A 22953-nucleotide genomic window follows, 5' to 3' on the forward strand; every position below is an offset into this window, starting at 1 on the left:
GCGCGGCCTTTTTCGTGTCAGGCTGCGGCGCCGAGCGCCTGCTCGATGGCATCAAGGGCCGCTTGGGCGCCCGTGCCGTTCGGGCCGCCGGCCTGGGCCATGTCGCGGCGTCCGCCGCCGCCCTTGCCGCCCAGCGCCTCCGCGCCCGCCCGCACGAGGCCCACCGCATCGAAGCGGCCAGTCAGGTCCTCAGTGACGCCGACGACCAGCCCCGCCTTGCCATCCGGCGCAACGCCGACGATGGCAACGATGCCGGAGCCGAGACGGCTCTTGCCCTCGTCCGCGAGGCTCTTGAGGTCGCGCATCTCGACGCCCTCGACCACCCGCGCCATCAGCCGTACGCCCGCGACCTCCTTCGGCGCATCGGCGGCGTCCGTGCCGCCCCCGCCCATGGCGAGCTTCTTCCGCGCCTCGGTGAGTTCGCGCTCCAGCCGGCGACGATCCTCCATGAGGGCCGTGAGCCGGTCGGACGCCTCCGCGGCCGGGGCCTTGAGGATGCCGGCCAGCGAGGCCAGCGTCCGTGCCTCCTCGGCCCGGTGACGCCGCGCGGCGTCCGCCGTCAGGGCCTCGATGCGCCGCACGCCGGCGCCGACGGCGCTCTCACCCACGATGGTGATGGCGCCGATATCGCCCGTACGCCCAGCATGGGTGCCGCCGCAGAGCTCCACCGAGAACGCCTTGTTGCCGGCCTCGCCGGTCGGCAGGCCCATGGAGACGACGCGGACCTCGTCACCGTATTTCTCGCCGAACAGGGCGCGCGCGCCGGACTCGATGGCGTCATCCACGGCCATCAGCTTGGTCACGACAGGTTTGTTCTGGAGCAGGACCGCGTTGGCGATGTCCTCGACGCGGGCCATCTCCTCCGCCTCGATGGGCTTCGGGTGGCTGATGTCGAAGCGCAGGCGATCCGGCGTGACCAGCGAGCCCTTCTGCGCGACGTGCTCACCGAGCACCTGACGCAGGGCCTCGTGCAGCAGGTGGGTGGCGGAGTGGTTGGCGCGGATCGCCCGGCGCCGGGCATGGTCCACCTTCAACTCGACCGGCTGCTCGACCTTGAGCGTCCCCTCCTCCACCGTCACCGCATGGACGAAGAGATCGCCTAGCTTCTTCTGCGTGTCGGTGACGCGCACCTTTACGCCGGTCGTGAGGATCGTGCCGGTATCGCCGACCTGACCGCCCGATTCCGCGTAGAACGGGGTCTGGTTCAGCAAGGCGAAGCCCGATTGCCCAGCCTTCAGTTCGGCGGTCTCCGCGCCCTCGAACAGCAGGGCGGTCACGACGCCCTCGGCGGTCTCGGTCTCGTAGCCCAGGAACTCCGTCGCGCCGACGCGCTCGCGCAGGCCGAACCACACCGCCTCGGTGGCGGATTCGCCCGAGCCCTTCCAGGCCTCGCGGGCTGCCTGCTTCTGGCGCTGCATCGCCGCCTGGAAAGCGTCGGTGTCCACGCCGATGCCGCGCGCCTTCAGGGCGTCCTGCGTGAGGTCGAGGGGGAAGCCGTAGGTGTCATAGAGCGTGAAGGCCGTCTCGCCGGAGAGGTTCTGGCCCGGCTGCAGGTCGCGGCTCTCGGTGTCGAGGATGGAGAGGCCCCGCTCCAGGGTGCGACGGAAGCGCGTCTCCTCGAGCTTCAGGGTCTCGCCGATCAGCGCCTCGGCGCGCATCAATTCGGGATAGGCCTGCCCCATCTCGCGCACCAGCGCCGGCACCAGCCGGTACATGGTAGGCTCGCGGGCGCCCAGGATCTCGGCATGGCGCATGGCGCGGCGCATGATGCGGCGGAGCACATAGCCCCGCCCCTCGTTGCCCGGCAGCACACCGTCCGCGACGAGGAAGGACGCCGCCCGCAGGTGGTCCGCGATCACGCGGTAGGAGGCCATGGTCGCGGGCTCCGGCGCGCGCGACACCGCATGCGCCACCGCCTCGATCAGCGACCGGAACAGGTCGGTGTCGTAGTTCGACTTTACACCCTGCAGGACGGCGGCGATGCGCTCCAGGCCCATACCGGTGTCGATGGAGGGACGCGGCAGCGGATGGCGCGATCCCGGCTCGACCTGCTCGTATTGCATGAACACGAGGTTCCAGAATTCGAGGAAGCGGTCGCCGTCCTCGTCCGGGCTGCCGGGCGGGCCGCCCCGAAGCTCGGGGCCTTGGTCGATGAAGATCTCCGAGCACGGGCCGCAGGGGCCGGCGTCGCCCATCTGCCAGAAGTTGTCGGAGGTGCCGATGCGGATGATCTTGTGGTCCGGGAAGCCGGCGATCTTCTTCCACAGCAGAGCCGCGTCGTCGTCATCCGCGTAGACGGTGACGAGGAGCTTCTCCGGCGAGAGGCCGAACTCCTTCGTGATGAGCGTCCAGGCCAGCTCGATCGCGCGCTCCTTGAAGTAGTCGCCGAACGAGAAATTGCCGAGCATCTCGAAGAAGGTGTGGTGGCGCGCCGTGTACCCGACATTGTCGAGATCGTTGTGCTTGCCCCCGGCGCGGACGCATTTCTGCGCCGTCACCGCGCGGTCGTAGGGCCGCTTCTCGACGCCCGTGAAGACGTTCTTGAACTGCACCATGCCGGCGTTCGTGAACATCAAGGTGGGGTCGTTCTTCGGGACAAGTCCCGAGGACGGGACGACCGTGTGGCCGGCCTCCGCAAAGAAGTCGAGGAAGGTCGACCGGATCTCGTTGACGCCGCTCATCTGGCAGACTTTCAGGCTTCTCACGTCATTTGTCGGAGGCACGCTTGGGCGGACCTCCCTGTAGCGTCCTCTTAAGGATGGAACAGGCGGGAGTCACGAAGCGAGAGTGCGGCTTGCACGCGACAGCGCAGATTGGCCGGCCAGCACGGCCACGGCGCCGCGAAATCACCTGGGATTGCCCCACGCTCGCCACAAGCACGGCCGTGTTGTCGCCACATCTGTCAAGCCAGATTGAACCCATCGGCGCCACGTCGGCGCAGCGGGAAACGGAATCACGATGCAGGGCCGCGCGGTCGGATCGGGGAAGACGGGTAACGCGAAGTTCGGCACGGCGCAGGTTCGCCGTTTCGGGAAGGGCAACCACGGCGCCATCGCGGCGCATTCGCCGGTCGGCGCCTCGCACGGCAGCACGACGGCTCTCGTCCGCTCGCTCCTGACGGTCACGTTCCTCGCCGGCTCGCTGAGCGCCGCGCTGATCGGCTCCGGTGTCGATCTGAGCAAGATCGGCCTGCCCCAGGCCGTCACCAGCGCCGAGGCCGCGACCGAGATCCGGATGCCGCGCCCGAACCTCCACCTCGTCGCCCTCAGCGAGGATCTGGAGAAGGCCACGCTCCGTGCCTCCGCGAGCTTCGCCCCGGTCCACGATCTCGACACCGACGTCGGGTCGAGCGGGGTCGATCGGGTGTCCTACGATTACCTGTTGTCGCAATCCTCCGGCGGCGACCCGAACGACATCCTCGAATTCGGCCCGATGAAGATCCGGCGCCACCTGGTGCAGACGATCGTGAAGGCGGCCCAGGCCGTGCAGACCGACCCGGTGCTGCTCATGGCGGTCGCCGACAAGGAATCGAGCTTCATCACCGCCGTGCAGGCCAAGACCTCTTCGGCCACCGGCCTCTACCAGTTCATCGAGCGCACGTGGCTCGGCGTGGTGCGCGACTTCGGCGGCAAGTATGGCCTCGCCAAGGAAGCCGCCCTCGTCACCGCCGACGCGAACGACAAGCCGGTCATCACCGACGCCGCCGAGCGCGCCCGCGTCCTTGAACTGCGCCGCGATCCCTATCTGTCGGCCCTCATGGCGGGCGAGATGCTGAAGCGCGACGCCGCCCGCATCAGCCAGCGCATCGGCCGCGAGCTCACCCTCGGCGAGGTCTACCTCGCCCACTTCCTCGGCCCGGACGATGCCGGCGACTTCCTCGACAAGGTGGTGAACAAGCCGGCTGCGGCGGCCGCCGTGCTGCTCCCCGGCCCGGCGCGTGCCAACCGCTCGATCTTCTTCGCGGCCAACCGCTTCACCGGGCGCGGCCGCCATCGCAAGCCGATGAGCCTGTCCGTGGCGCAAGTCCACGAGAAGTTCGAGGCGATGATGCAGACCCGCGGCACGCGCTATCAGAATGTTCGCGCGCTCTCCGGCATCATGGCCTACGCCGACACGGATTCCGCCGTCGAGACTCAGTAAAGCTCTCGCGAGCCGCGCGACTTTCGGTGCGACAATCGCAACCGAGCACGGATTACCGACTTCTCTACCCAGGTAGCCGCACGACAAAGCGGCGTGACACTGTGTCGGGGGGATCTTTGAGGAAGCCGCATCCTGAGGCGCCCGTGCCCTACACGGACACGCTGACGCCGGGCGTTCCGCTCGACCAGATCGGGCAGACGCTGGCCTCTTTTTACGACGACCTCATCACCGAGGGCGTGCCGGCGCATCTCGCCGCCCTTGTGAAGCGGGTGAAGCAGTCGCAGCCGGCCTCCGCCCCCGAGCGCAACGGCAGCGACCGCCCCGTGGGCGAAGCGAAGCCCGTCCATCTCGCCATCGTGGTCGAGGACGAGCCCGCAATCCGCCAACTGGCCGAGACCCTTCTCGAAGAGACCGAGCTGGAGGTCATCGGCTGCCCCAGCGCCGAGGAAGCCCTCGCGGTCCTGCGCCAGCGCGGCGGGGAAGTGGCCCTCGTCTTCGCCGACGTCCGCCTCGCCGGAGAGATGGACGGGATGCAACTTGCCCGCGCCGTCGCCACCCTTTGGCCGCGCGCACGGCTCGTCGTCACCTCCGGCCACGTCATCCGCCGCCCGGACCTGCCGCCCGACGCCGTGTTCATCGCCAAGCCCTGGCGCCCGATGGACGTGCTGGTCGAGGCCGAGCGCGCCGCCCGCGAGCCGGCGCCTCCCATCAGCTGAGGATTAATCGCACGGCCGACCGGAGCCTTGGCACGAGTCTCGCCTTGGGATTGCAAACACAAGGTGGGGACGATGCGGATCAGGACCGGCTTCGATATCGCGTTCGAGACGCTGCAACCGACACCCATGATCCTGATGGTGAGCGTGCATCCGAACCGGATGCCCGACGTGCTGACCCCGCACGTTCTCACCTTCGATCCGCCGGTGCAGACGCGGGAGTACCGCGACGATTTCGGCAACCTCTGCCACAGGATCCTCGCCCCGCCGGGCCGGCTGACCGTCTCGGCCGATTTCGAGGTGCAGGACAGCGGTCTGCCCGACCCGATCGTGCCCGAGGCCCGGCAAATTCCGGTGCAGGACCTGCCCGACGAAGTGCTCGTCTACCTTCTGGGCTCCCGCTATTGCGACACCGACAAGCTCTCGCAGACCGCGTGGTCGCTGTTCGGCACGGCGCCGGAGGGCTGGGGCCGGGTGCAGGCCATCGTGGACTACGTCCACAACCACATCCGCTTCGACTACCAGCGCGCCGACGCGACCCGCACCGCCCATGACGGCTTTCAGCAGCGGGAGGGCGTGTGCCGGGACTTCGCCCACCTGGCCATCACCTTCTGCCGCTGCATGAACTTCCCGGCGCGCTACGCCACCGGCTATCTCGGCGACATCGGCGTGCCCAGGGACCCGGCGCCGATGGATTTCTCCGCGTGGTTCGAGGTGTTCCTCGAAGGGCCGGACGGCCCGCGGTGGTACACGTTCGACGCCCGGCACAACCGTCCGCGCATCGGCCGCATCGTCATGGCGCGGGGCCGCGACGCCACGGATGTCGCGATCTCCACGAATTTCGGCTTCGCCAACCTCGCCCGGTTCGACGTCCACACGGACGAAATCGGCTGAGGCACGTTAGAACGCGAGCCCGCCGCGCGCCTTGAGCGCCCGGTAGGCCTCGATGCCGAGGGCCAGATCGGCGCGCAGCCGCGCCTCGTCGCCGAGGTCGTCCAGCCCGTAAGACAGGCCGAGGATGTGCGCGACCTCGTAGCCCTCGGGCAATTCGCCGGCCGTGCCGAGGCTGAGGCTCGTGAACGGCAATCGCTCCGCGAAATCCGACAGCCGCTCGCGCAGCCGGTCGCCGCTCGCGCGCAGATGGTCAAGGGCGCGCGGGCCGTAGTCGCGCAGGGCCGCGACGGTGCCCTGTGCCAGCGAGAGATGCACCCGCTCCCGGTCTGCGGGGAAGAGGTAGACGAGGTAGTAGCCCCGCGTGGCGCTCGTCGTCACCGAGGGGTCGAACACCGCGAGCCACGGCACCGCCGCCCAACGGGTGCCGCGCCCCGGGCTGCCCTTCACGAGAAAGGTGCCCTTCACCGGCTCCAGAGCCCGGCGCAACTCGTCCGGGGCGCCCTTGCGGATCACCGTGGCGAGGACATGCCCGGCGGGCGGTTCGAGCTTGGCGAGGGGATATTCCTCGACGATGCGCCGGAGGGCGTAGCCGAGGCTCACGGCAGGGCGAGACTGCCGCCGCTGATCGGCTCGCGGACGCCCGTCGTCGCTGGGAAGGTGATGGGTAGGCCCTTCTGCGAGCGCACCGCGAGGTACGCGAACGCCTGGGCTTCGAGATAGGCCGAGGACCAGCCGATGGCGTCCGCCGTCGTGATTTCCGAGCGCAGGTGGTAGTTCAGCAACCGCACCAACTCGCCATTGCGCGCCCCGCCACCGGCCACGATCCAGCGGGCCGGGATCTCCGGAGCATGGTCGAGGGCGCGGGCCACCGCGCGGGCGGTGAAGGCGGTGAGCGTCGCCGCGCCGTCCTCGGTGGAGAGCTGCCCCGCGAGCTTGTGCGAGAACCAGTTCCGGTCGAGCGACTTCGGCGGCTTGCGGAAGAAGAACGGGTGCATCAGCAGCCACGCCAGCAGCGGCTCGTCAGGCCGACCCCGTGCGGCGGTGCGGCCGCCGTCGTCGAGGTTCTTGCCCTCGCGCTCCTGCATCCACTCGTCGATGAGGGCGTTGCCCGGCCCGGTGTCGAAGGCGATGACGCCGCCCTTCGAATCGATCAGCGTCGCGTTGGCCACGCCCCCAATGTTGAGGATGCCCACCGGCCCGGTGAAGCCCGATGCCTCGGCCAGCGCCTTGTGGAACACCGGCACCAGCGGCGCCCCCTGCCCTCCCGCCTCGACATCGGCCCGGCGCAGGTCCGACACGACCGGGATGCCGAGCCGGCTCGCCAGCGCCTGCCCGTCGCCCACCTGTACGGAGATGCGCTGGTCCGGCCGGTGAATCACCGTCTGGCCGTGGAAGCCGATCACGTCGATGTCGGAGGGCGTCAGGTCGTTCTCGGCGAGGAAGCGCTCGACCGCCTCGGCATGGGCCGCCGTGACGAAGCGCTCAGCCTCCGGCAGTCGGCCCGGCCGGTCGTCCGGCTGGACGATGGCCTCGGCGTCCTTGGTAGCGGCGCGCAGGAGCGCCTTCTCGTCGTCGGAATAGCCGCGATAGCCGGTGGGGCCGAGCGGTTCGAGGAAGTTGTTGTGGCCCTTCACAACGCGGACGGTTTCCCCGTCCGTCTCGATGAGCGCCACATCGACACCGTCGAGCGATGTGCCGCTCATCAGGCCGATCGCGCGCGACATCGCCATAGCTTCCCCCGTGCCTTTCCCGGACCGGGCTGTTAAGAGCCCAGCCGATCCCCATGACGGGGAGCTAGCACGCGGGCCGCACCCTGTCGCCCGCCCCGAACTCCGTGAACCCGATGAGCGCCGACTTCACGCCCAAATCCGACTTCCTGCGGATCCTGACTGAGCGCGGCTATATCCACCAGGCCTCCGACATGGCCGGGATCGATGCCGCCGCCCAGGAAGGGCGCCTGACGACCTATGTCGGCTACGATTGCACGGCCGCATCGCTCCATGTCGGGCACCTGCTCTCGATCATGATGCTGCACTGGCTGCAGGCGACCGGCGGCAAGCCCATCGCCCTGATGGGCGGCGGCACCACACGCGTCGGCGACCCCTCCGGCCGGGATGAATCGCGCAAGATCCTCACCATTGAGCAGATCGACGCCAACAAGGCCGAGATCCGCAAGACCTTCGACCAATTCCTGCGCTTCGGCGAGGCCGGCAACGACGCGGTGATGGTCGACAACGCCGAGTGGCTGACCAAGCTCAACTACATCGAGATGCTGCGCGACATCGGCCGCCACTTCTCGGTGAACCGCATGCTCTCGATGGACAGCGTGCGCATGCGCTTGGAGCGTGACCAGGAACTGTCGTTCCTGGAGTTCAACTACATGATCCTCCAGTCCTACGACTTCGTGGAGCTGAACCGCCGCTACGGGACGATCCTGCAGATGGGCGGATCGGACCAGTGGGGCAACATCGTCAACGGCATTGATCTCGGGCGCCGCATGGGCACCCCGCAGCTCTACGCCCTGACCTGCCCGCTGCTCACCACCTCCTCCGGCGCCAAGATGGGCAAGACCGCCGCCGGCGCGGTGTGGCTGAACCCGGAGATGCTCTCGCCCTACGATTACTGGCAGTTCTGGCGGAACACCGAGGACGCCGACGTCGCGCGCTTCCTCAAGCTGTTCACGCTCCTGCCGATGGACGAGGTGGCACGGCTGGCCGCGCTCGGCGGCGCCGAGATCAACGAGGCCAAGAAGGTGCTCGCCACCGAGGCGACGGCGCTGATGCATGGCCGCGAGGCCGGCGAGGCCGCCGCCGAGACGGCGCGCAAAACCTTCGTGGAAGGCTCGCTCGCCGCCGACCTGCCGACCATCACCGTGCCGGGTTCGGTGCTGGAAGCCGGCCTCGGCGTACTCACCGCCTTCGGGCCGGAGCACGCCAAGCTCGTGCCCTCGACCAGCGAGGCGCGTCGCCAGATCAAGGGCGGCGGGCTGCGGGTGAACGACGTTCAGGTCAGCGATGACAAGGCTGTGCTCCGCCCGTCCGACCTGACGGCGGACGGGGTCATCAAGCTGTCCTTCGGCAAGAAGAAGCACGTGTTGCTGCGGGTGGAGCCTTAGGGCTCCAACCCGTCCGCGATTCGCTGCGCCTTGCGCCGCGCCTCGACCCTCGCCACCGAGAAGACCGACGCCTCGTAGAGGATCAGCATCGGGATCGCGAGGGAGAGCTGCGAGATCACGTCCGGCGGCGTCAGGATCGCCGCCGCGACGAAGACCAGCACGATGGCGTAGCGGCGCTTCTCGCGCAGGAACTTGGTGTCGATGATGCCGACCTGCCCGAGCAGCGTCAGGATCACCGGCAACTGAAACGCAAGGCCGAACGCGAAGATCAGCGTCATGATGAGCGACAGGTACTCATCGACCTTCGGCAGCAGCTTGATTGTCGGCTCGCCCGCGACGCCGACCTGCTGCAGCGAAACCGAGAACTTGATGAGCAGCGGCATCGCCAGGAAGAACACGACCAGCGCGCCGAGGATGAAGAAGATTGGCGTGGCGACCAGGTAGGGCAGGAACGCCTTGCGCTCGTTGCGGTAGAGCCCCGGCGCCACGAAGGCGTAGATCTGCGTCGCGATCACCGGGAAGGCCAGGAAGGCGGCGCCGAACACGCTGAGCTTGATATTCGTGAACACCTGCTCGAGGAAGTGCGTGGCGATCAGCTCGGCGTTCTGCGCCCCCACGATGGAGACGTAGGGGTAGACGAGGATGTTGTAGATATCGCGCGAGAAGAAGAAGCACGCGAAGAACATCAGAACGAACGCGATCAGCGACTTGATCAGCCGCGAGCGCAATTCGATCAGGTGTTCGAGCAGCGGCGCCCGCGACGCCTCGATATCGGCCTCGTCGGCCTCGGTCATCATTGTGCGGCCGTCTCGTTGCGGTGGGAGGCCGGCTCGGGCGTCCCGTAAGGATCGTCCACGGAGCCGGGCACGGGCGGGGTTTCGCCCTGCGTCGCCTGCCGCTCGGCCTTCAGCTTCGCCGTCGCGTCGGCGAGGCTCCGCGGCTTCGGGGCGGGCGGGGGCGGCGGCGGTTCGATCACCGGCTCAGGCTTCGGCGGGCCGAAGGTCTCGGCCTCCGGCGGGGAAAGCGTGGCCGGTGTCTCGGGCTTCGTGGTCCGTCCCTCGACGGCGCCGCGCAACTCGTCGCGGATCGTCTGGACCGGGTTGAACATCGAGCCGCCGCGCATCGTGTCGCGGATGCCATCGACCTCCTTGCGCACCTCATCAAGCTCCGCCTCGCGGATCGCCTCGTTGAACTGCATCTGGAACTCGCCGGCCATGCGGCGCAGCTTGGTCGTGACCTGGCCGACGGTGCGGAGCGCCTTCGGCAGGTCCTTCGGTCCGATGACGATGAGGGCGACGCCGCCGATCAGCATCACCTCGCCCCAACTCATGTCCAGCATGTCGTCGACGGTCCTGCGGCCGTGGGGGTCTCGCTCCCCTCACGCCTCTCTGCGAGGGGGCACGCGCGCCCCAACGGCTCCCGGTTGATCCTCAGATCGTCTTGCTCTCGCCGCCCGGCAGGTGGCTCGCCGGAACGGCGGTGCCGGGGCTGGTCTCGGCGGTGTGGGGGATGGTGCGCACCGGCTGCTGCGGCGGCGCGACCGGCTGGGCCGGCGGCGGCGTCTCGTCCTCGGCCATGCCCTTCTTGAAGGCTTTGATGCCCTTGGCGACGTCGCCCATCAGATCGGACACCTTGCCGCGTCCGAAGAGCAGCATCACGATGACCGCGACGATGACCCAGTGCCAAATGCTCATGCTACCCATGACGACCTCCTGCGCTCCGCAATGACCGTGAGGCCACGCGACCGGAGCACCCCGTCCACTTCAGGAATTTCCCGCGAACCTAGGGAGCGCGCCCTCGGAACACAAGCGCAAGCAGAGCGTGGAGGGGTGACGACAGTGGAGGGTCGTGGGCTTGCCGTCAGGCGGCCTGGGCGAAAGCCGCCGCGAAACGCGCCCGCGCCTCCGGCAGATCGAGCCCGTCGGTCAGGCTCCCGAGGCGGGCCAAGGCAGCCTCGGCGCGGCGGGCGGCGTCGCCCGTCAGCAGCGGCGTACCCTCACAGACGGCCCGCATCTCGTCCATGTCCCCGTTGCAGTGCAGGGCCATGTCGATCCCTGCCGCGAAGGCGGCTTCGGCGCGGGCGCGGAACGGCCCGGTCAGGGCGTGCATCGACAGGTCATCGGTCATCAGCAGACCGTCGAAGCCGATCTCGCCGCGGATGATGTCGCGGATCACCACGGGCGATTGTGTCGCGGGGCGGTCCGGGTCGATCGCCGTGAACACCACATGCGCGCTCATGGCCATGGGCAGGTCGGCGAGCAGGCGGAACGGCGCGAAGTCCCGGCCGCGCAGGTCGGCCAGGGCGGCATCCACCACCGGCAGGCCCTTGTGGCTGTCGCAGGCGGCGCGGCCGTGGCCGGGCATGTGCTTCACCACGGGCAGCACCCCGCCCGCCATCAGCCCCTCCGCGACGGCCCGGCCGATGGCCGCCACCGCCTCGGGGCTGTCGCCATAGGCGCGGTCGCCGATGATGTCGTGCGCGCCCGGCGAGGGCACGTCGAGGACCGGCGCGCAATCGACGTTGATGCCGACCTCCGCGAGGTCATGCGCGATAAGCCGGGCGCCGAGGCGGGCGATGGTCTCGGCCGAGCCGTTCAGGCGGCCGTAGCTGCCGCCGGCCGGGTATTTCGGCCAATGCGGCGGGCCCATGCGCTGCACCCGGCCGCCCTCCTGATCGATGAGGATCGGCGCCTCGGCCCGCCCGACGCAATCGCGCAGGGCGGCGGTGAGGGCGCGCACCTCGTCGGGGGTGCCGATGTTGCGCTTGAACAGGATGAAGCCCCAGGGCTGCGCATCCCGGAAGAAGGACGCCTCCTCGGGGAGGAGCGTCTTGCCGGCGCAGCCGAGAATCAGGGCGCGGGAGGTCATCGTGCGGCGTTCCGGGGCAAAGGGGCCGGGGGAGCGAATCGAGCTGTGGAGAATCGGGCCGCCCCCGCCGACGCGCAAGGCGGGAACCCGGCCACGAGGGCCGGCTCCGTGCTTGCGCGGATCGGTGTGGCCGGGGGGACTCGGTCCGGTCGGCCGGATCAGTCGGCCGTGGTCAGTTCTTCGCGACGAAGCACTGGCCGCCGCCGCCCTGCAGCGAGGAGCAGAGGCTCGACGCCTCGTCCTTCGACAGCGGTCCGACGCGGACGCGGAAGATGGTCTTTCCGTTCACTTCGGCCTGACGGATCAGCTCGGGCTTGCCGGCGAGCTGGCTGTACTTCGACTGCAACTGCCGGAAGGCGGCGTGGGCATCGCTGGCCGAGCTGCGGACGCCGAGCTGCACGGAGAAGCCGCTGACCGGGGTGGTCGTGTCGACCGCCGAGGTGGCCTGCGTCGTCTCCGGGCTCGCGGCCGGCATCTGGTCCGGCGAGACCGAGGCCACCCGCTGGGGCGCCTTCTTCGGGGCGGCGACCGGCTTCGGCGCGGCGGCGATGGGCTGCTCGGGGGTGGTCGGCGCAGCGGGGGTCGCGTCGGCCGAGCGGACGACGACCGGCTTCCCCGGCTTGGCGGCGACGGGCGCGGGCGCCGGCGCGGCGGCCGTGTCGTTGCCCGGCAGCACCATGGTCGGCACCGGGACCGGCGGGGGCGCCGCCTCGGCCTGCGGCGGGGGAGCGGGCGGGGCTTCTGGCTTCACCGAGACGGTGCGCACCCGGCGCGGCTCGCCGAACGCCTCGAACGGGCCGTTGCCCGGCGTGGTGCCCTGCGCGGCGGAGGTGCCCCCGGCGGCGCGGGCGGCTTCCGACACGTCGAGGGGCTGCTCCTCGCGGTTCACGACCTTGATCTGGCCGCTGCTGTCCTTCGAGGTCGCGTTGCGGTCGTAGATCTGGCGGTTCTGATCGGGGATCTCGACGCCGTCGGCCACCTTCGGGGCGACCTTGAGGGGGGTCGTGTCGGCCTGGACCACCGGCACGCTGCCGTCGCCCTTGCCGTGCATGCCCTTGTAGGTCAACGCGCCCGTCACCGCGATGGCGACCACGGCAAGGCCGGCGCCCACGGAGGCGAAGCGGCGGCGCGGGGCGGCCCGGCGCAGGGAGCGCGTATCGTCGTAGGAATCATCATGCTCGGGCGCGGCGGCGCTGTCGGCCGAATGGTCGGCGGCCGGGTAGGCCTGCATGTCGCGCTCGACGGAGGCGAGATACTGGTCGAAGGCGTCGGCCGGGGTCGCGCGGGGCGCTTCTTCCGGCGCGAAGCGGCTGTCCGTCCGCAGGGGCCACGCGGCCTCCGGGGCCGGCTCCTCGTCCTGGGCGGGGCGGGTGCCGTTGCGGGCGGCCAGCAGCGCGCGGAACGGGTCGTCCTGCCCGACGATCTTCGCGAGTTCGGCCAACGGGTCGGCCTTCGCCGCCGCCCGCGCCGCACCCTCTTCGTGACGCAGATCGCGCGCGAGTGCTTCCAGATCGATCTGAGCGCGCGACGCGTTCGTCATGGCAGCATCCTCAACCAGTGGCGGACCGGTGCCTCACCGGTACGATTTGGGCTAGCGCATCTCGTCCGGCGCGCTCACTCCGAGGAGGCTGAGACCGTCGGCCAACACCGATCGAACGGCCTCGACGAGCGCCAACCTCGCCCATGTGGACTTTCGATCCGTTGCATTAACAAACCGTAATTGCGGCAAGTCTTTGCCCTTGTTCCAGAAACCGTGCAGCGAAGCCGCCATCTCATATAAGTGGAACGCGATTCTGTGGGGCTCGTGAGCCAACGCAGCTGATTCGATGACCCGCGGGTACTGGGCGATCAGTCGCATCATCTCGGCCTCGCCCGAATCGCTGAGCGGCGACAGGTCGGCCTCCGCGAGCAGTGACGCAGGCGTGAGGTCGGCGCCCGGGAACGCCTCGCGCGCCTGCCGCTGCACCGAGCGGACGCGGGCATGGGCGTACTGCACGTAGAAGACGGGGTTGTCCTTCGATTGCTCGACCACCTTGGCGAGGTCGAAGTCGAGGGTCGCGTCGTTCTTGCGGAACAGCATCATGAAGCGGATCGCGTCGCGGCCGACCTCGTCGATCACGTCGCGCAGCGTCACGAACTCGCCGGCCCGCTTGCTCATCTTCACGGGCTCGCCCGCGCGCAGAAGCCGCACGAGCTGGCACAGCTTCACGTCGAGCACGGCCTTGCCGTCGCTCACCGCCTTCACCGCCGCCTGCATGCGCTTCACGTAGCCGCCATGGTCGGCGCCGAGCACGTCGATGATCTCTTCGGCGCCGCGCAGCACCTTCTCGCGGTGATAGGCGATGTCGGCGGCGAAGTAGGTGAAGCTGCCGTCCGATTTCAGCAGCGGCCGGTCGGTGTCGTCGCCGAAATCCTTCGTGCGGAACAGGGTCTGCTCCCGGTCCTCCCAATCCTCGGGCAATTGGCCCTTGGGCGGGGGCAGCCGGCCCTCGTAGACGAGGCCACGCTGGCGCAGATCGTCCAGCAGGGCGCCCACGGCGCCGCTCTCGTGGAGCTTGCGCTCGGAGAAGAACACGTCGTGCTTGATGCCGATGGCCGCGAGATCCAGCCGAATCATGTCCATCATCATCGACACGGAGACGTCACGCACCGCCGGCAGCCACTCGGCCTCCGGCCTGTCGAGGAGCGCCCGGCCGTGGCTCTGCGCCAAAGCCTCGCCCACCGGCTTCAGGTAATCGCCCGGGTACAACCCCTCCCCGATGGTGAAGGGCTCGCCCAAAGCCTCGCGGTAGCGCTGAAAGGCCGAGCGGGCCAGCACATCGACCTGCGCGCCCGCGTCGTTGATGTAGTATTCGCGCGTCACGTCCCGCCCGGCGGCGACGAGCAGGCTCGCCAGGGCATCGCCGAACACCGCGCCGCGCCCGTGCCCGACATGCATCGGCCCGGTCGGGTTCGCGGACACGTACTCGACGTTCACCGGCCCGCCCGGCAGGCGCACCCGGCCGAAACCGGCGGGATCGGCCAGGACGGCGCGGACCACCTCGTGGAACACGCCCGGTTGCAGGCGCATGTTGATGAAGCCCGGCCCGGCCAGGGACACCTCGGCCACGCGCGGGTCGGCGCGCAGTTCCTGCGCCAGCGCCTCGCCCAGCACCTTCGGGTTAGTCTTCGCCTCCTTGGCCAGCACGAGGGCGGCGTTGGTGGCGAGGTCGCCGTGGGACGGGTCGCGCGGCGGCTCGACGACCACGCGGCCGAAATCGAGTCCCTCCGGCAGCGTCCCGTTCCGGGTCAGCGCCTCGAGGGCCTCGCGCACACGCGCCTCGAACTGGGCGAAGATGTTCATTCGAAAGGTCTCAGAGCTTCGGTCCGGCCCGTCCCCGCCGCGTCACGGCCGATTCGCGGACACCGCGATGGGGATCGGTCGATGGGGTACCGGACGCGTCAGCCGCATAGCAAGGGTGGGCGGTCCTGTCACCGACCGGCCGCCCTCCTGCCTGCCGCCGCTCTGCTCAGGCGGCCCTGGCCGTGGCCACCGGGCCGTGCGCCTGCTTCATGATGGCGTCGAGCCGCGCGCCCACGGCGGTCACGACGCCAGATGCGTCCTCGTCCCGTTCGATACGCGTGAGGGTGTTGGTTACACGCTGCTCCATCACCGCCAGGATCGCGGCGGCAGCCTTGGGCTGGGCGCCGCGCAGGACGGCGACCACATCGAAATAGGCATCCTGCAACAGGTGCAGGGTCAGCCGGTCGACGGCGTGCGCGTTCTCGTGCGTCAGTTCGGTCATGCCTGAATCGCTCCCTTCCGGACGGCCGAATCTCGCGCCCGGATGGTTAAGGCGACCTTTCCCTAAACCGACAGTCGCGCGAGCGCCCGCTCCCGGCCGATCAGCGGCAGAAGGCCGGCGAGGTCCGGCCCGTGTTCGAGCCCCGTCAGCGCGAGGCGCAGGGGCATGAACAGCCCCCGCCCCTTCGCCCCCGTGCGGGCCTTCACCGCGCCGGTCCATGTTTTCCACGTCTCGCCGTCGAAGGGCTCTTCCGGCAGGGTTTCGCGGGCGGCGGCGATCAGTGCGGCATCCTCTATGCGCGACGCGACGGGACCCTCGACCACGCGCCACCATTCGGCGGCCTCCGCGACCTTGCCGAGGTTCGCGCGCACGGCGAGCCAGAAGGCTTCGGCCTGCGCATCCGGCACGCCCATCGCGCACAGCCGCTCGGCGGCCTCCGCATAGGGCATGGCGTGAACGAGGCGAGCGTTGAGCCCATCGAGATCGCTCTCGTCGAACTTCGCCGGGGCGCGGGAGATCTCGGAGAGGTCGATGAGCCCGGCGAGTTCGTCGAACCCCTCCACTGCCCGCACCGATTCCGCCGAGCCGGTCAGCACGGCCAGCGAGCGCACGGCGGCGGGCTCGTAGCCCGCCTCGCGCAGGCCGCGCAGGGAGAGGTGGCCGAGGCGCTTCGACAGCCCCTCCCCGTCCGCCGTGGTCAGCAGGTTGTGGTGGCCGAAGACCGGCACAGGCGCGCCCAGCGCCTCGAAGATCTGCACCTGCACGCCGGTATTGGTGACGTGATCCTCGCCCCGGATCACATGGGTGATGCCGAAGTCGATGTCGTCCACCACGGAGGGCAGCGTGTAGAGGTAGGTGCCGTCCTCGCGGATCAGCACCGGGTCGGAGAGCGAGGCGCAATCGATATGCGCCGGCCCGCGCACGAGGTCGTCCCAGGACACGGTGCGAGCGTTGAGCAGGAAGCGCCAATGCGGGCGCCGTCCCTCGGCCTCGAACGCGGCGCGCTCCTCTGTGGTCAGCTTAAGGGCCGCCCGGTCGTAGATCGGCGGCTGGCCCCGGCCGAGCTGGCGCTTGCGGCGGCGGTCCAACTCCTCCGGGGTCTCGTAGCAGGGGTAGAGCCGGCCCGCCGCCTTCAGCCGCTCGGCGGCGGCATCATGCTCCGCCTTGCGGTCGCTCTGACGGGCGAACAGGTCCGGCACGATGCCGAGCCATTCCAGATCCTCGCGCGCGGCCTGCGCGAACGCCTCGGTGGACCGGGCGAGGTCGGTGTCGTCCAGGCGCAGCAGGAACTTCCCGCCGTTCCGCCGGGCGAACAGGGCATTGAGCAGCGCCGGCCGGGCATTGCCGATGTGGAGATAGCCGGTCGGGGACGGGGCGAAGCGCACGAGGGTCATGGCCGCTCCTTAGCAAACCCCCGCGAAACTCCCAGCCCGGATCATGCCGGCTCAGCGTGAAACACAACGCGGGTCTCCACGTTGATGCCCGTGTTCACGGGAGCGTGAGCCATCCCGAGGGCACGCAACCCCGCCGACAGGGCGGGTGCCCGGCCGTTCTTGCGGCCTCCAACTTACGGGGTGACCGATGCGGACAGCGTTGATTCTGATTCTCTCCCTCACGGCGGGCGGGGCCCTGGCGCAGGGGTCCAACAACAAGCCCCCGCCGCCGCGCGACATCGGCCCGCCCCAGGCGGTCGCGCCGACCACGCCGCCGAACAGCACAGTCGTGGTGGCGCCCGATACGCAGAATAGCGGCCCCGGCGCCAACACCACCGTCGCCCGCTCCGGCACCGGCGCCGCCACCATCACCACCGACTCGGCGGTGGGTGGCAATGCCGGGCAGCCGAGCCGCGCCGTGCCGCAGGAGGGTGCCGGCGGCGCGTCTGGCGGCGGGTCCTGACAGCGGAGCCATTCCGCCAGCGCATCTGTTCGCGCCCGTCCGAATCCGCCACAAGGCGGCGTTCGGGCGGCCTGGCAGCGGTGGCGGAATGGTTGAGCGTGCGGATATCGCAGTCATCGGCGGCGGCATGGTCGGCCTTGCCTCCGCGCTGGCGCTCCGCGAGCGCGGACTCGACGTCGTCCTGTGCGATCCCGGCGAGGCGCGGGCCCGCACGTCCTACGGCAATGCCGGGGTGGTGAGCCGGGGTTCGATCCTGCCGATGGCGAGCCCCGCCTTGTGGGGCAAGCTCCCGGCCTATCTCCGCAACGCCGACCGGGCGCTCCGCCTCGACTACCCGCACCTGCCGCGCATCCTCCCCTACCTCACGCATTTCCTGGCGAGCGCGCGGGAATCGCGCTGGCGCGAGGCCGCCGCCTCCCTCCTGCCCCTCACCAGCGCCGCCTACGCCGCCCACGAGAGGCTGGCCGCCAAGGCCGGCACCACGGATCGTCTCGCCCGCACCGGCTGGATCAAGGCCTACCGCACCGAAGAGGCGTTTGCCGGCGCGGCGCTCGAACGCGACATCCTCCACCGCCACGGCGTCGCCTTCGAGATCCTGGACGGCGACGCCCTGCGCGAGCGCGAACCGGCCCTCGTGCGCCGCTACGCGCGCGGGATGCTCCTCACCGAGACCGGCTCCGTGCGCGAGCCCGGCCGGCTCATCGAGGCCTGCGAAGCTCTGTTCGCCCAAAGCGGCGGCCGGCGCATTCGCGGCAGCGTCACACGCCTCACCCCGGGGAGCGAGGGCTGGAGCGTCGCGCATGACGGCGGGACACTCGCGGCGAAGCAGGTCGTGCTCGCCGCCGGGGCTGCCTCGGGCACCCTCACGAAGGACCTCGGCTACCGTTTCGCCATCGCCGCCGAGCGGGGCTACCACCGGCATTACGCGCTGCACCCGGACAGCCCGCCCCTCACCTGCCCCGTCCTCGATACCGGGGCGGCGTCGATCATTGCGCCTATGGGGCCGGATCGGGTGCGGGTGCTCTCGGGCGTCGAACTGAACGCGCGCCACGCCAAGCCGAACCATTCGCAGATCGAGGCAGCGAGCCGGGAGGCGGCCGAAACCCTGCGCCTCGGCGGTCCCCTCGACAACGAGCCCTGGCTCGGCTCGCGCCCCGCGACCCCCGACGGGATGCCGGTGATCGGCCATGCCCCCCGCCACACGGGGCTGATCTTCGCCTTTGGGCACGGGCATATCGGGCTCTCGACCGGCCCGATCACGGGGGAGATCGTCGCCGACCTCGCCACGGGGCGGGAGCCGGCGGTGCCGATCGCGCCCTTCGCGCCCCAGCGGTTGCTCGGCTTCCCGCGCCTGCTCTGAGCGGGCGCTATCGCCAGTCGTAGGGGTTGTACGGGTCGAGGGCCGCCTGGACCCGGCGCAGCATCTCCGGCTGACGCTGCAACGCGGCCTCGCGGGCGAGCGCCCTCAGGAAGGCGCGCGGCCCGTGTTCGAGATCGCGGCCGATCCCGTCATAGCGGTCGGACGGCTCGACATGCGGCGGGTTGGTGCCGACCAGATATTCCACCGGGCAGGCGGGCGGTTCGATGCCCAGCCGGTAGCAGATGCGGACATGCTTGAACGGCTCGTTCGGTCGCTGCTCCACCTCATAGCCCGTGAGGGCGAAGGCGCCCCGGCTGATCCGCTCCGCATGGGCGATGGTCCGCCCCACGGTGACGTAGCCATTGGTGATGTGCGTCTTCACCAGATCGACCGCCCGCTGATCGCCCGGCACGAAGGGCTCGGCGAAGGCGGGCGCCGTGGCGAGCAGGGCGGCGAGGAGGATCGGGGCGCGTCTCACGGCTTCCTCATGCACACGGCCACGGGCGTGGCGTCCTTCGCGGGCTTCGAGGCGAGGTCGATGCAGGCAACCGTCGCGACCCCATCGGTGACGCTCACCGAGGGCAGCACCGACATGCCCCGGCAATAGGCGCCGATCAGTTCCTCGTCCTTGCGGCAGGCCACGTCGAGGCGGATCTGGCTGTTGGGCGACGGGCCGGCCTGCCCCTGCTCGCCCTTCGGGCCTTGTGGTCCGGCGGGGCCGCTGGCGCCGGTCGCACCGTTGAGGCCGGCGGGCCCCTGCGGACCGGCGGGGCCTTGGTCCCCCTTCGGGCCGGGCGGGCCGGCGGGGCCGGGCTTCGACTCCCCGCAGGCGCCCAGGGCGAGGATCAGCGCGACGGCCAGCAGGGATCTCATGGATGCTCCGAAAGGCGCGCCATCGCGCCCATCGAGGATAGGGTCGCCGGAGGGCCGATCAATCGTCGCGATAGACGCGCTCGCGGCGCTCGTGACGCTCCTGCGCTTCCAGCGACAGGGTCGCGATGGGCCGCGCGTCGAGGCGCTTGAGGGAGATCGGCTCGCCGGTCTCCTCGCAATAGCCGTAGGACCCGTCTTCGAGACGCGCCAGGGCGGCGTCGATCTTGCCGGTCAGCTTGCGCTGGCGGTCACGGGCGCGCAGCTCGATGGAGCGGTCGGTCTCGGAGGAGGCGCGGTCGGCGAGGTCGGGGTGGTTCTCGTTCTCGCTCTGCAGCGCCGTCAGCGTATCCTGGGCTTCGCGCAGGATCTCGCTTTTCCAATTCAGTAGCTTGCGGCGGAAATACTCGCGCTGCCTTTCATTCATGAAGGGCTCGGCGTCGGACGGGACGTAGCCGTCCTCCAGAGTCACCTTCGCCATGCGAAACCCTCTTCCGAATAGGGGGGCCGGTGTGCGGCGATAATTCGAGTGCCGTATAGTCGAGGCTCGGAGCCACCACAACGCGGGGGCGGCGTTCCATCCGGCCTCGGCCGCACTGCGTCGTTGCGTGCGGCTTGGTTGCCACGGTCGCGAGCCTCAATCCGCGTCATTCGCCCGCAAATGAATGATCGCATTGGCGATCTCGGCGCCGATCTCCCGCGCCACCGGCAGGCGGTAATGGGTCTGGTCGAAGAACAGGCTCGGGTCCGTCAGCGGAGGGCGTCCGTCCCGCCAATCCACCACCGCGCTGAGGCGGTGGCGGGCGAGTTCACCGCGGATCGTCGCCCGGCACGCGGCCTCGGCCTTCGCGCGGGGCGAGCCGGCCGGGGGCTCGCCGGCCGCGTAGACCGGCGGCATCAGCAGCACGACCGGCGTCGCCTCCGGGATCGCGGCAAGAGCGGCGCGGAACGCCTCGGCGATGGGGAACGGCCCGCCCCGGTGCGGCTCCGGGTCCGCACCGACGGGCTTGTCGAGCCGGGCGATCAGGACCGGATCGCGCCCGAAGCCGAGGGCGAGGTAATCCGGCTCGTAATTCCACCAGCCATCGGCGGGGGCCTTCGGGCGCTTGGCCGAGAGCAGCCAGCCGATGCGGCTCGCCACCTCCTCGGCGGCGGGCAGGCGCAGGAGGCCGGCAAGATAGTCGGGCCAATGGCCGATCAGCCAGAACGGGAAGGGGTTCGGGTTCGGGAAGCTGGGGTCGTCGGCGCACCAGAAGGCGTCGGCGCCGAGCACGATGGCCGCCGGCTTCGGGTGGTTGCGCAGGAACCAGCGGAGCACGGCGAAATGCTCGGCCGCGCCCGTGGCCGGGATCGTGAGCTGCACGAACGGGATGTCCGTCCGCTCGGCCAGGACCGAGGGCTCGATCAATTGCAGGTGCGAATTGCCGATCAGCGCGCCCTCGAAGGCGGGGTCGCGGCCGCGCCACGCGATGGCGGTGCGCGGTCCCTGCGGCCGGATCGCCCCGCGCGACAGAAGCCTTACCCGCCCCGTCTCGTAGGGATCGACGATCACGGCGAGGGCCAGATAGCTCGCCAGCAGGCCGGCGGTGCCGAGCAGCACGGCCACGGCGAACCCGCGCCAGCGTCGCTCTGTGTTGGGAAGGCCGGCCGCCATCCTCAGAACTGAAAGTAGATGAATTCGTAGTTCGCATCGTCGCCGATCTTGAGCAGCACGAGCACGAACAGCAGCGCGACGGCCAGGGCGAGGCTGCGCCGGGGTGGCAAGCGGTGGACCGCGTTCCAGGCGGTCGGCCCCAGCGTCGCGACGAGGCCCGCCACGGCGATGGCCCGCCACTTGAACTCGGAGGCGCCCGGAGTGAACCCAAGTAGGCCCTTGTAGATGGCGAGCGCCGCGTCGAACGAGGTCGCGCGGAACAGCACCCAGGTCAGGGCGACGAACAGCCCGGTCATCAGCCAGCCGAGGGGCGAAGGCATGCGCCAGCCGGCACGACGGGTCAGGAGGCCGGCGCCAAGCCCCGCCCCGTGCAGCGCCCCCCAGGCGAGGAAGGTGAGGCCGGCGCCGTGCCACAGCCCGCCCAGCGCCATGGTGGCGACCAGCGCGCCGACCTGACGCGGCAGCCCGTGCCGGTTCCCGCCGAGGGGAATGTAGAGGTAGTCGCGCAGGAAGCGCGACAGGGTCATGTGCCAGCGCCGCCAGAAATCCTGGAGGGAGGTCGCGCGGTAGGGCGCGTCGAAGTTCTGCGGGAGGACGAGGCCGAACATCAGCGCGATGCCGAGCGCCATGTCGGTGTAGCCGGAGAAGTCGAAATAGATTTGAAAGGTGAAGCCGAGGGTCGCCTGCCACGCCTCACCCAGCGCGATGGCCTTGCCTTGCGCCGCCGCCTGGAACACCGGGTTGACGTAGGCCGCGAGCGGATCGCCCAGGAACACCTTCTTGGCGAGGCCCACGGCGAGGAGGATCAGCCCCCGCCCGAACCGCTCGGCGGCATCCGGGCGCGCGTAGGGGCGCTCCTCGAACTGGTGCATGATCTCCGACCAGCGCACCAGCGGCCCCGCCAGGACCTGCGGGAAGAACGAGATGTAGAGCGCGTACTTCACCAGCCCGAAGGACGGCGCGCGGCCCGCCCGCAGGTCCGCGAGGTACATGATGTGGTGGAAGGTGAAGAACGAGATGCCCAGCGGCAGGGCGAGCCCGAGTCGCGGCGCGTCGAGCCCCGGAATCCGGTTCGCGAGGTCCGCGAGGAAATCCGCGTATTTGAACAGGCCCAACAGGGCGAGGTTGCCGGCGATGGCGGCCGGGATCAGCCACGCCAGCGGTCGCCGGCCGAAGGCGCGGGCGACCAGCCAGTTGACGAGAATCGAGCCGCCGAGCAGCGGCACGAAGCGCAGGTCCCACCATCCGTAGAAGACGAAGGACAGCAGGACGAGGAGCGGCAGCCGCCACTTCGGCGCAGCGCGCGCCACCAGCCCGTGCAGCACGAGGGCGGCGGGCAGAAAGGCGAGCAGAAAGACGTAGGAGTTGAATAGCATTCAGCGGCGCGGCCGGGCCGCCTGACTCCCCTAAGCGGCGCGCCTTTTCGGAAATCGGGGCAGCCACGTCAACACGCGGCTTCGCCCCAAACCGGTCACATCACTGCAGCTGGGCCGAGATCGAGCCGAACTTGGCGTTCAACTGGGTTCCGATGACCTGCAGCGTTCCGATGATCACCACTGCGATCAGCGCGGCGATCATTCCATACTCGATGGCGGTAGCACCGCCCTCATCCTTTACAAATGCGGAAAAGATCTTCTGCATGGCCTTTGACCCCTTTG

Annotated in this window: 23 protein-coding genes; 6 read left to right on the forward strand and 17 right to left on the reverse strand. The window is 70.0% G+C overall.

Annotated features, from left to right (window positions below):
* Positions 1-17: 17 nt before the first annotated feature.
* Positions 18-2681, reverse strand: coding sequence for an alanine--tRNA ligase (alaS, locus tag AAHF99_RS14565; RefSeq protein ID WP_342165270.1), 2664 nt, complete (start codon positions 2679-2681; stop codon positions 18-20).
* Positions 2682-2958: 277 nt separating this feature from the next.
* Between alaS and AAHF99_RS14570 the strand changes: the two genes are divergently transcribed.
* From AAHF99_RS14570 to AAHF99_RS14580, 3 genes are all read left to right on the forward strand, one after another.
* Entirely contained in the window at positions 2959-4140 is a 1182-nt protein-coding gene (locus AAHF99_RS14570; RefSeq protein ID WP_342165111.1) for a transglycosylase SLT domain-containing protein, read from the forward strand.
* A gap of 143 nt (positions 4141-4283) precedes the next feature.
* Positions 4284-4856: a response regulator gene (locus AAHF99_RS14575; RefSeq protein ID WP_342165112.1), complete on the forward strand. Its 573-nt coding sequence runs from the start codon at positions 4284-4286 to the stop codon at positions 4854-4856.
* Between the two features lie 72 nt (positions 4857-4928).
* Positions 4929-5747, forward strand: a complete 819-nt coding sequence (locus tag AAHF99_RS14580; protein ID WP_342165113.1) for a transglutaminase family protein — start codon at positions 4929-4931, stop codon at positions 5745-5747.
* 6 nt (positions 5748-5753) lie between these two features.
* On the opposite strand, the gene AAHF99_RS14585 is transcribed toward AAHF99_RS14580, so the two are convergent.
* Together AAHF99_RS14585 and AAHF99_RS14590 are read right to left on the reverse strand one after the other, a co-directional pair.
* Positions 5754-6347 (reverse strand): DUF3578 domain-containing protein, encoded by a 594-nt coding sequence (locus AAHF99_RS14585; RefSeq protein ID WP_342165115.1) that lies wholly within the window; start codon positions 6345-6347, stop codon positions 5754-5756.
* Positions 6344-7477 (reverse strand): anhydro-N-acetylmuramic acid kinase, encoded by a 1134-nt coding sequence (locus AAHF99_RS14590; RefSeq protein WP_342165116.1) that lies wholly within the window; start codon positions 7475-7477, stop codon positions 6344-6346. Before AAHF99_RS14590 ends, AAHF99_RS14585 begins: the two co-directional genes overlap by 4 nt.
* A gap of 113 nt (positions 7478-7590) precedes the next feature.
* Between AAHF99_RS14590 and tyrS the strand changes: the two genes are divergently transcribed.
* Positions 7591-8862: a tyrosine--tRNA ligase gene (tyrS, locus tag AAHF99_RS14595; protein ID WP_342165118.1), complete on the forward strand. Its 1272-nt coding sequence runs from the start codon at positions 7591-7593 to the stop codon at positions 8860-8862.
* On the opposite strand, the gene tatC is transcribed toward tyrS, so the two are convergent.
* The 8 genes from tatC to gltX all read right to left on the reverse strand — a co-directional run bounded on the left by tatC (position 8859) and on the right by gltX (position 16909).
* Complete coding sequence (tatC, locus tag AAHF99_RS14600; protein WP_342165119.1) at positions 8859-9659, reverse strand: twin-arginine translocase subunit TatC; 801 nt, start codon at positions 9657-9659, stop codon at positions 8859-8861. The genes tyrS and tatC overlap by 4 nt on opposite strands.
* Positions 9656-10201 (reverse strand): Sec-independent protein translocase protein TatB, encoded by a 546-nt coding sequence (tatB, locus tag AAHF99_RS14605; protein ID WP_342165120.1) that lies wholly within the window; start codon positions 10199-10201, stop codon positions 9656-9658. The genes tatC and tatB overlap by 4 nt, the downstream gene beginning before the upstream one ends.
* Before the next feature lie 91 nt (positions 10202-10292).
* A complete protein-coding gene (locus tag AAHF99_RS14610) occupies positions 10293-10565 on the reverse strand; it encodes a twin-arginine translocase TatA/TatE family subunit (RefSeq protein WP_342165121.1) in 273 nt (90 codons plus the stop codon).
* Positions 10566-10722: 157 nt separating this feature from the next.
* Positions 10723-11730 (reverse strand): beta-N-acetylhexosaminidase, encoded by a 1008-nt coding sequence (gene nagZ, locus AAHF99_RS14615; protein ID WP_342165123.1) that lies wholly within the window; start codon positions 11728-11730, stop codon positions 10723-10725.
* A 172-nt stretch (positions 11731-11902) separates the two neighbouring features.
* Positions 11903-13270, reverse strand: a complete 1368-nt coding sequence (locus AAHF99_RS14620) for an SPOR domain-containing protein (protein WP_342165125.1) — start codon at positions 13268-13270, stop codon at positions 11903-11905.
* A gap of 51 nt (positions 13271-13321) precedes the next feature.
* Positions 13322-15073, reverse strand: coding sequence for an arginine--tRNA ligase (gene argS / locus AAHF99_RS14625; protein ID WP_342165127.1), 1752 nt, complete (start codon positions 15071-15073; stop codon positions 13322-13324).
* A 166-nt stretch (positions 15074-15239) separates the two neighbouring features.
* Positions 15240-15515, reverse strand: coding sequence for a hypothetical protein (locus tag AAHF99_RS14630; protein ID WP_342165128.1), 276 nt, complete (start codon positions 15513-15515; stop codon positions 15240-15242).
* Positions 15516-15577: 62 nt separating this feature from the next.
* A complete protein-coding gene (gene gltX, locus AAHF99_RS14635; protein WP_342165130.1) occupies positions 15578-16909 on the reverse strand; it encodes a glutamate--tRNA ligase in 1332 nt (443 codons plus the stop codon).
* Between the two features lie 199 nt (positions 16910-17108).
* On the opposite strand from gltX, the gene AAHF99_RS14640 reads away from it, so the two are divergent.
* Positions 17109-17411 carry a hypothetical protein gene (locus AAHF99_RS14640; protein WP_342165131.1) on the forward strand — a complete coding sequence of 101 codons (303 nt, stop codon included), beginning with the start codon at positions 17109-17111 and terminating at the stop codon, positions 17409-17411.
* 88 nt (positions 17412-17499) lie between these two features.
* On the forward strand, positions 17500-18771 hold the full coding sequence (locus AAHF99_RS14645; RefSeq protein WP_342165133.1) for an NAD(P)/FAD-dependent oxidoreductase: 1272 nt from the start codon (positions 17500-17502) through the stop codon (positions 18769-18771).
* Positions 18772-18778: 7 nt separating this feature from the next.
* Here AAHF99_RS14645 and AAHF99_RS14650 read toward each other — a convergent pair whose 3' ends face one another.
* From AAHF99_RS14650 to AAHF99_RS14675, 6 genes are all read right to left on the reverse strand, one after another.
* Entirely contained in the window at positions 18779-19249 is a 471-nt protein-coding gene (locus AAHF99_RS14650) for a hypothetical protein (protein ID WP_342165134.1), read from the reverse strand.
* Positions 19246-19644, reverse strand: a complete 399-nt coding sequence (locus AAHF99_RS14655; protein ID WP_243955468.1) for a collagen-like protein — start codon at positions 19642-19644, stop codon at positions 19246-19248. The genes AAHF99_RS14650 and AAHF99_RS14655 overlap by 4 nt, the downstream gene beginning before the upstream one ends.
* Before the next feature lie 58 nt (positions 19645-19702).
* Positions 19703-20122, reverse strand: coding sequence for an RNA polymerase-binding protein DksA (gene dksA / locus AAHF99_RS14660; RefSeq protein ID WP_243955466.1), 420 nt, complete (start codon positions 20120-20122; stop codon positions 19703-19705).
* A 156-nt stretch (positions 20123-20278) separates the two neighbouring features.
* Positions 20279-21295: a hypothetical protein gene (locus AAHF99_RS14665; RefSeq protein WP_342165135.1), complete on the reverse strand. Its 1017-nt coding sequence runs from the start codon at positions 21293-21295 to the stop codon at positions 20279-20281.
* A gap of 2 nt (positions 21296-21297) precedes the next feature.
* On the reverse strand, positions 21298-22671 hold the full coding sequence (locus AAHF99_RS14670) for an MBOAT family O-acyltransferase (protein ID WP_342165136.1): 1374 nt from the start codon (positions 22669-22671) through the stop codon (positions 21298-21300).
* A 100-nt stretch (positions 22672-22771) separates the two neighbouring features.
* Entirely contained in the window at positions 22772-22936 is a 165-nt protein-coding gene (locus tag AAHF99_RS14675) for a Flp family type IVb pilin (RefSeq protein ID WP_243955460.1), read from the reverse strand.
* Positions 22937-22953 lie beyond the last annotated feature (17 nt).

It is taken from the genome of Methylobacterium litchii (assembly GCF_038442315.1).
GTDB lineage: Bacteria > Pseudomonadota > Alphaproteobacteria > Rhizobiales > Beijerinckiaceae > Methylobacterium > Methylobacterium litchii.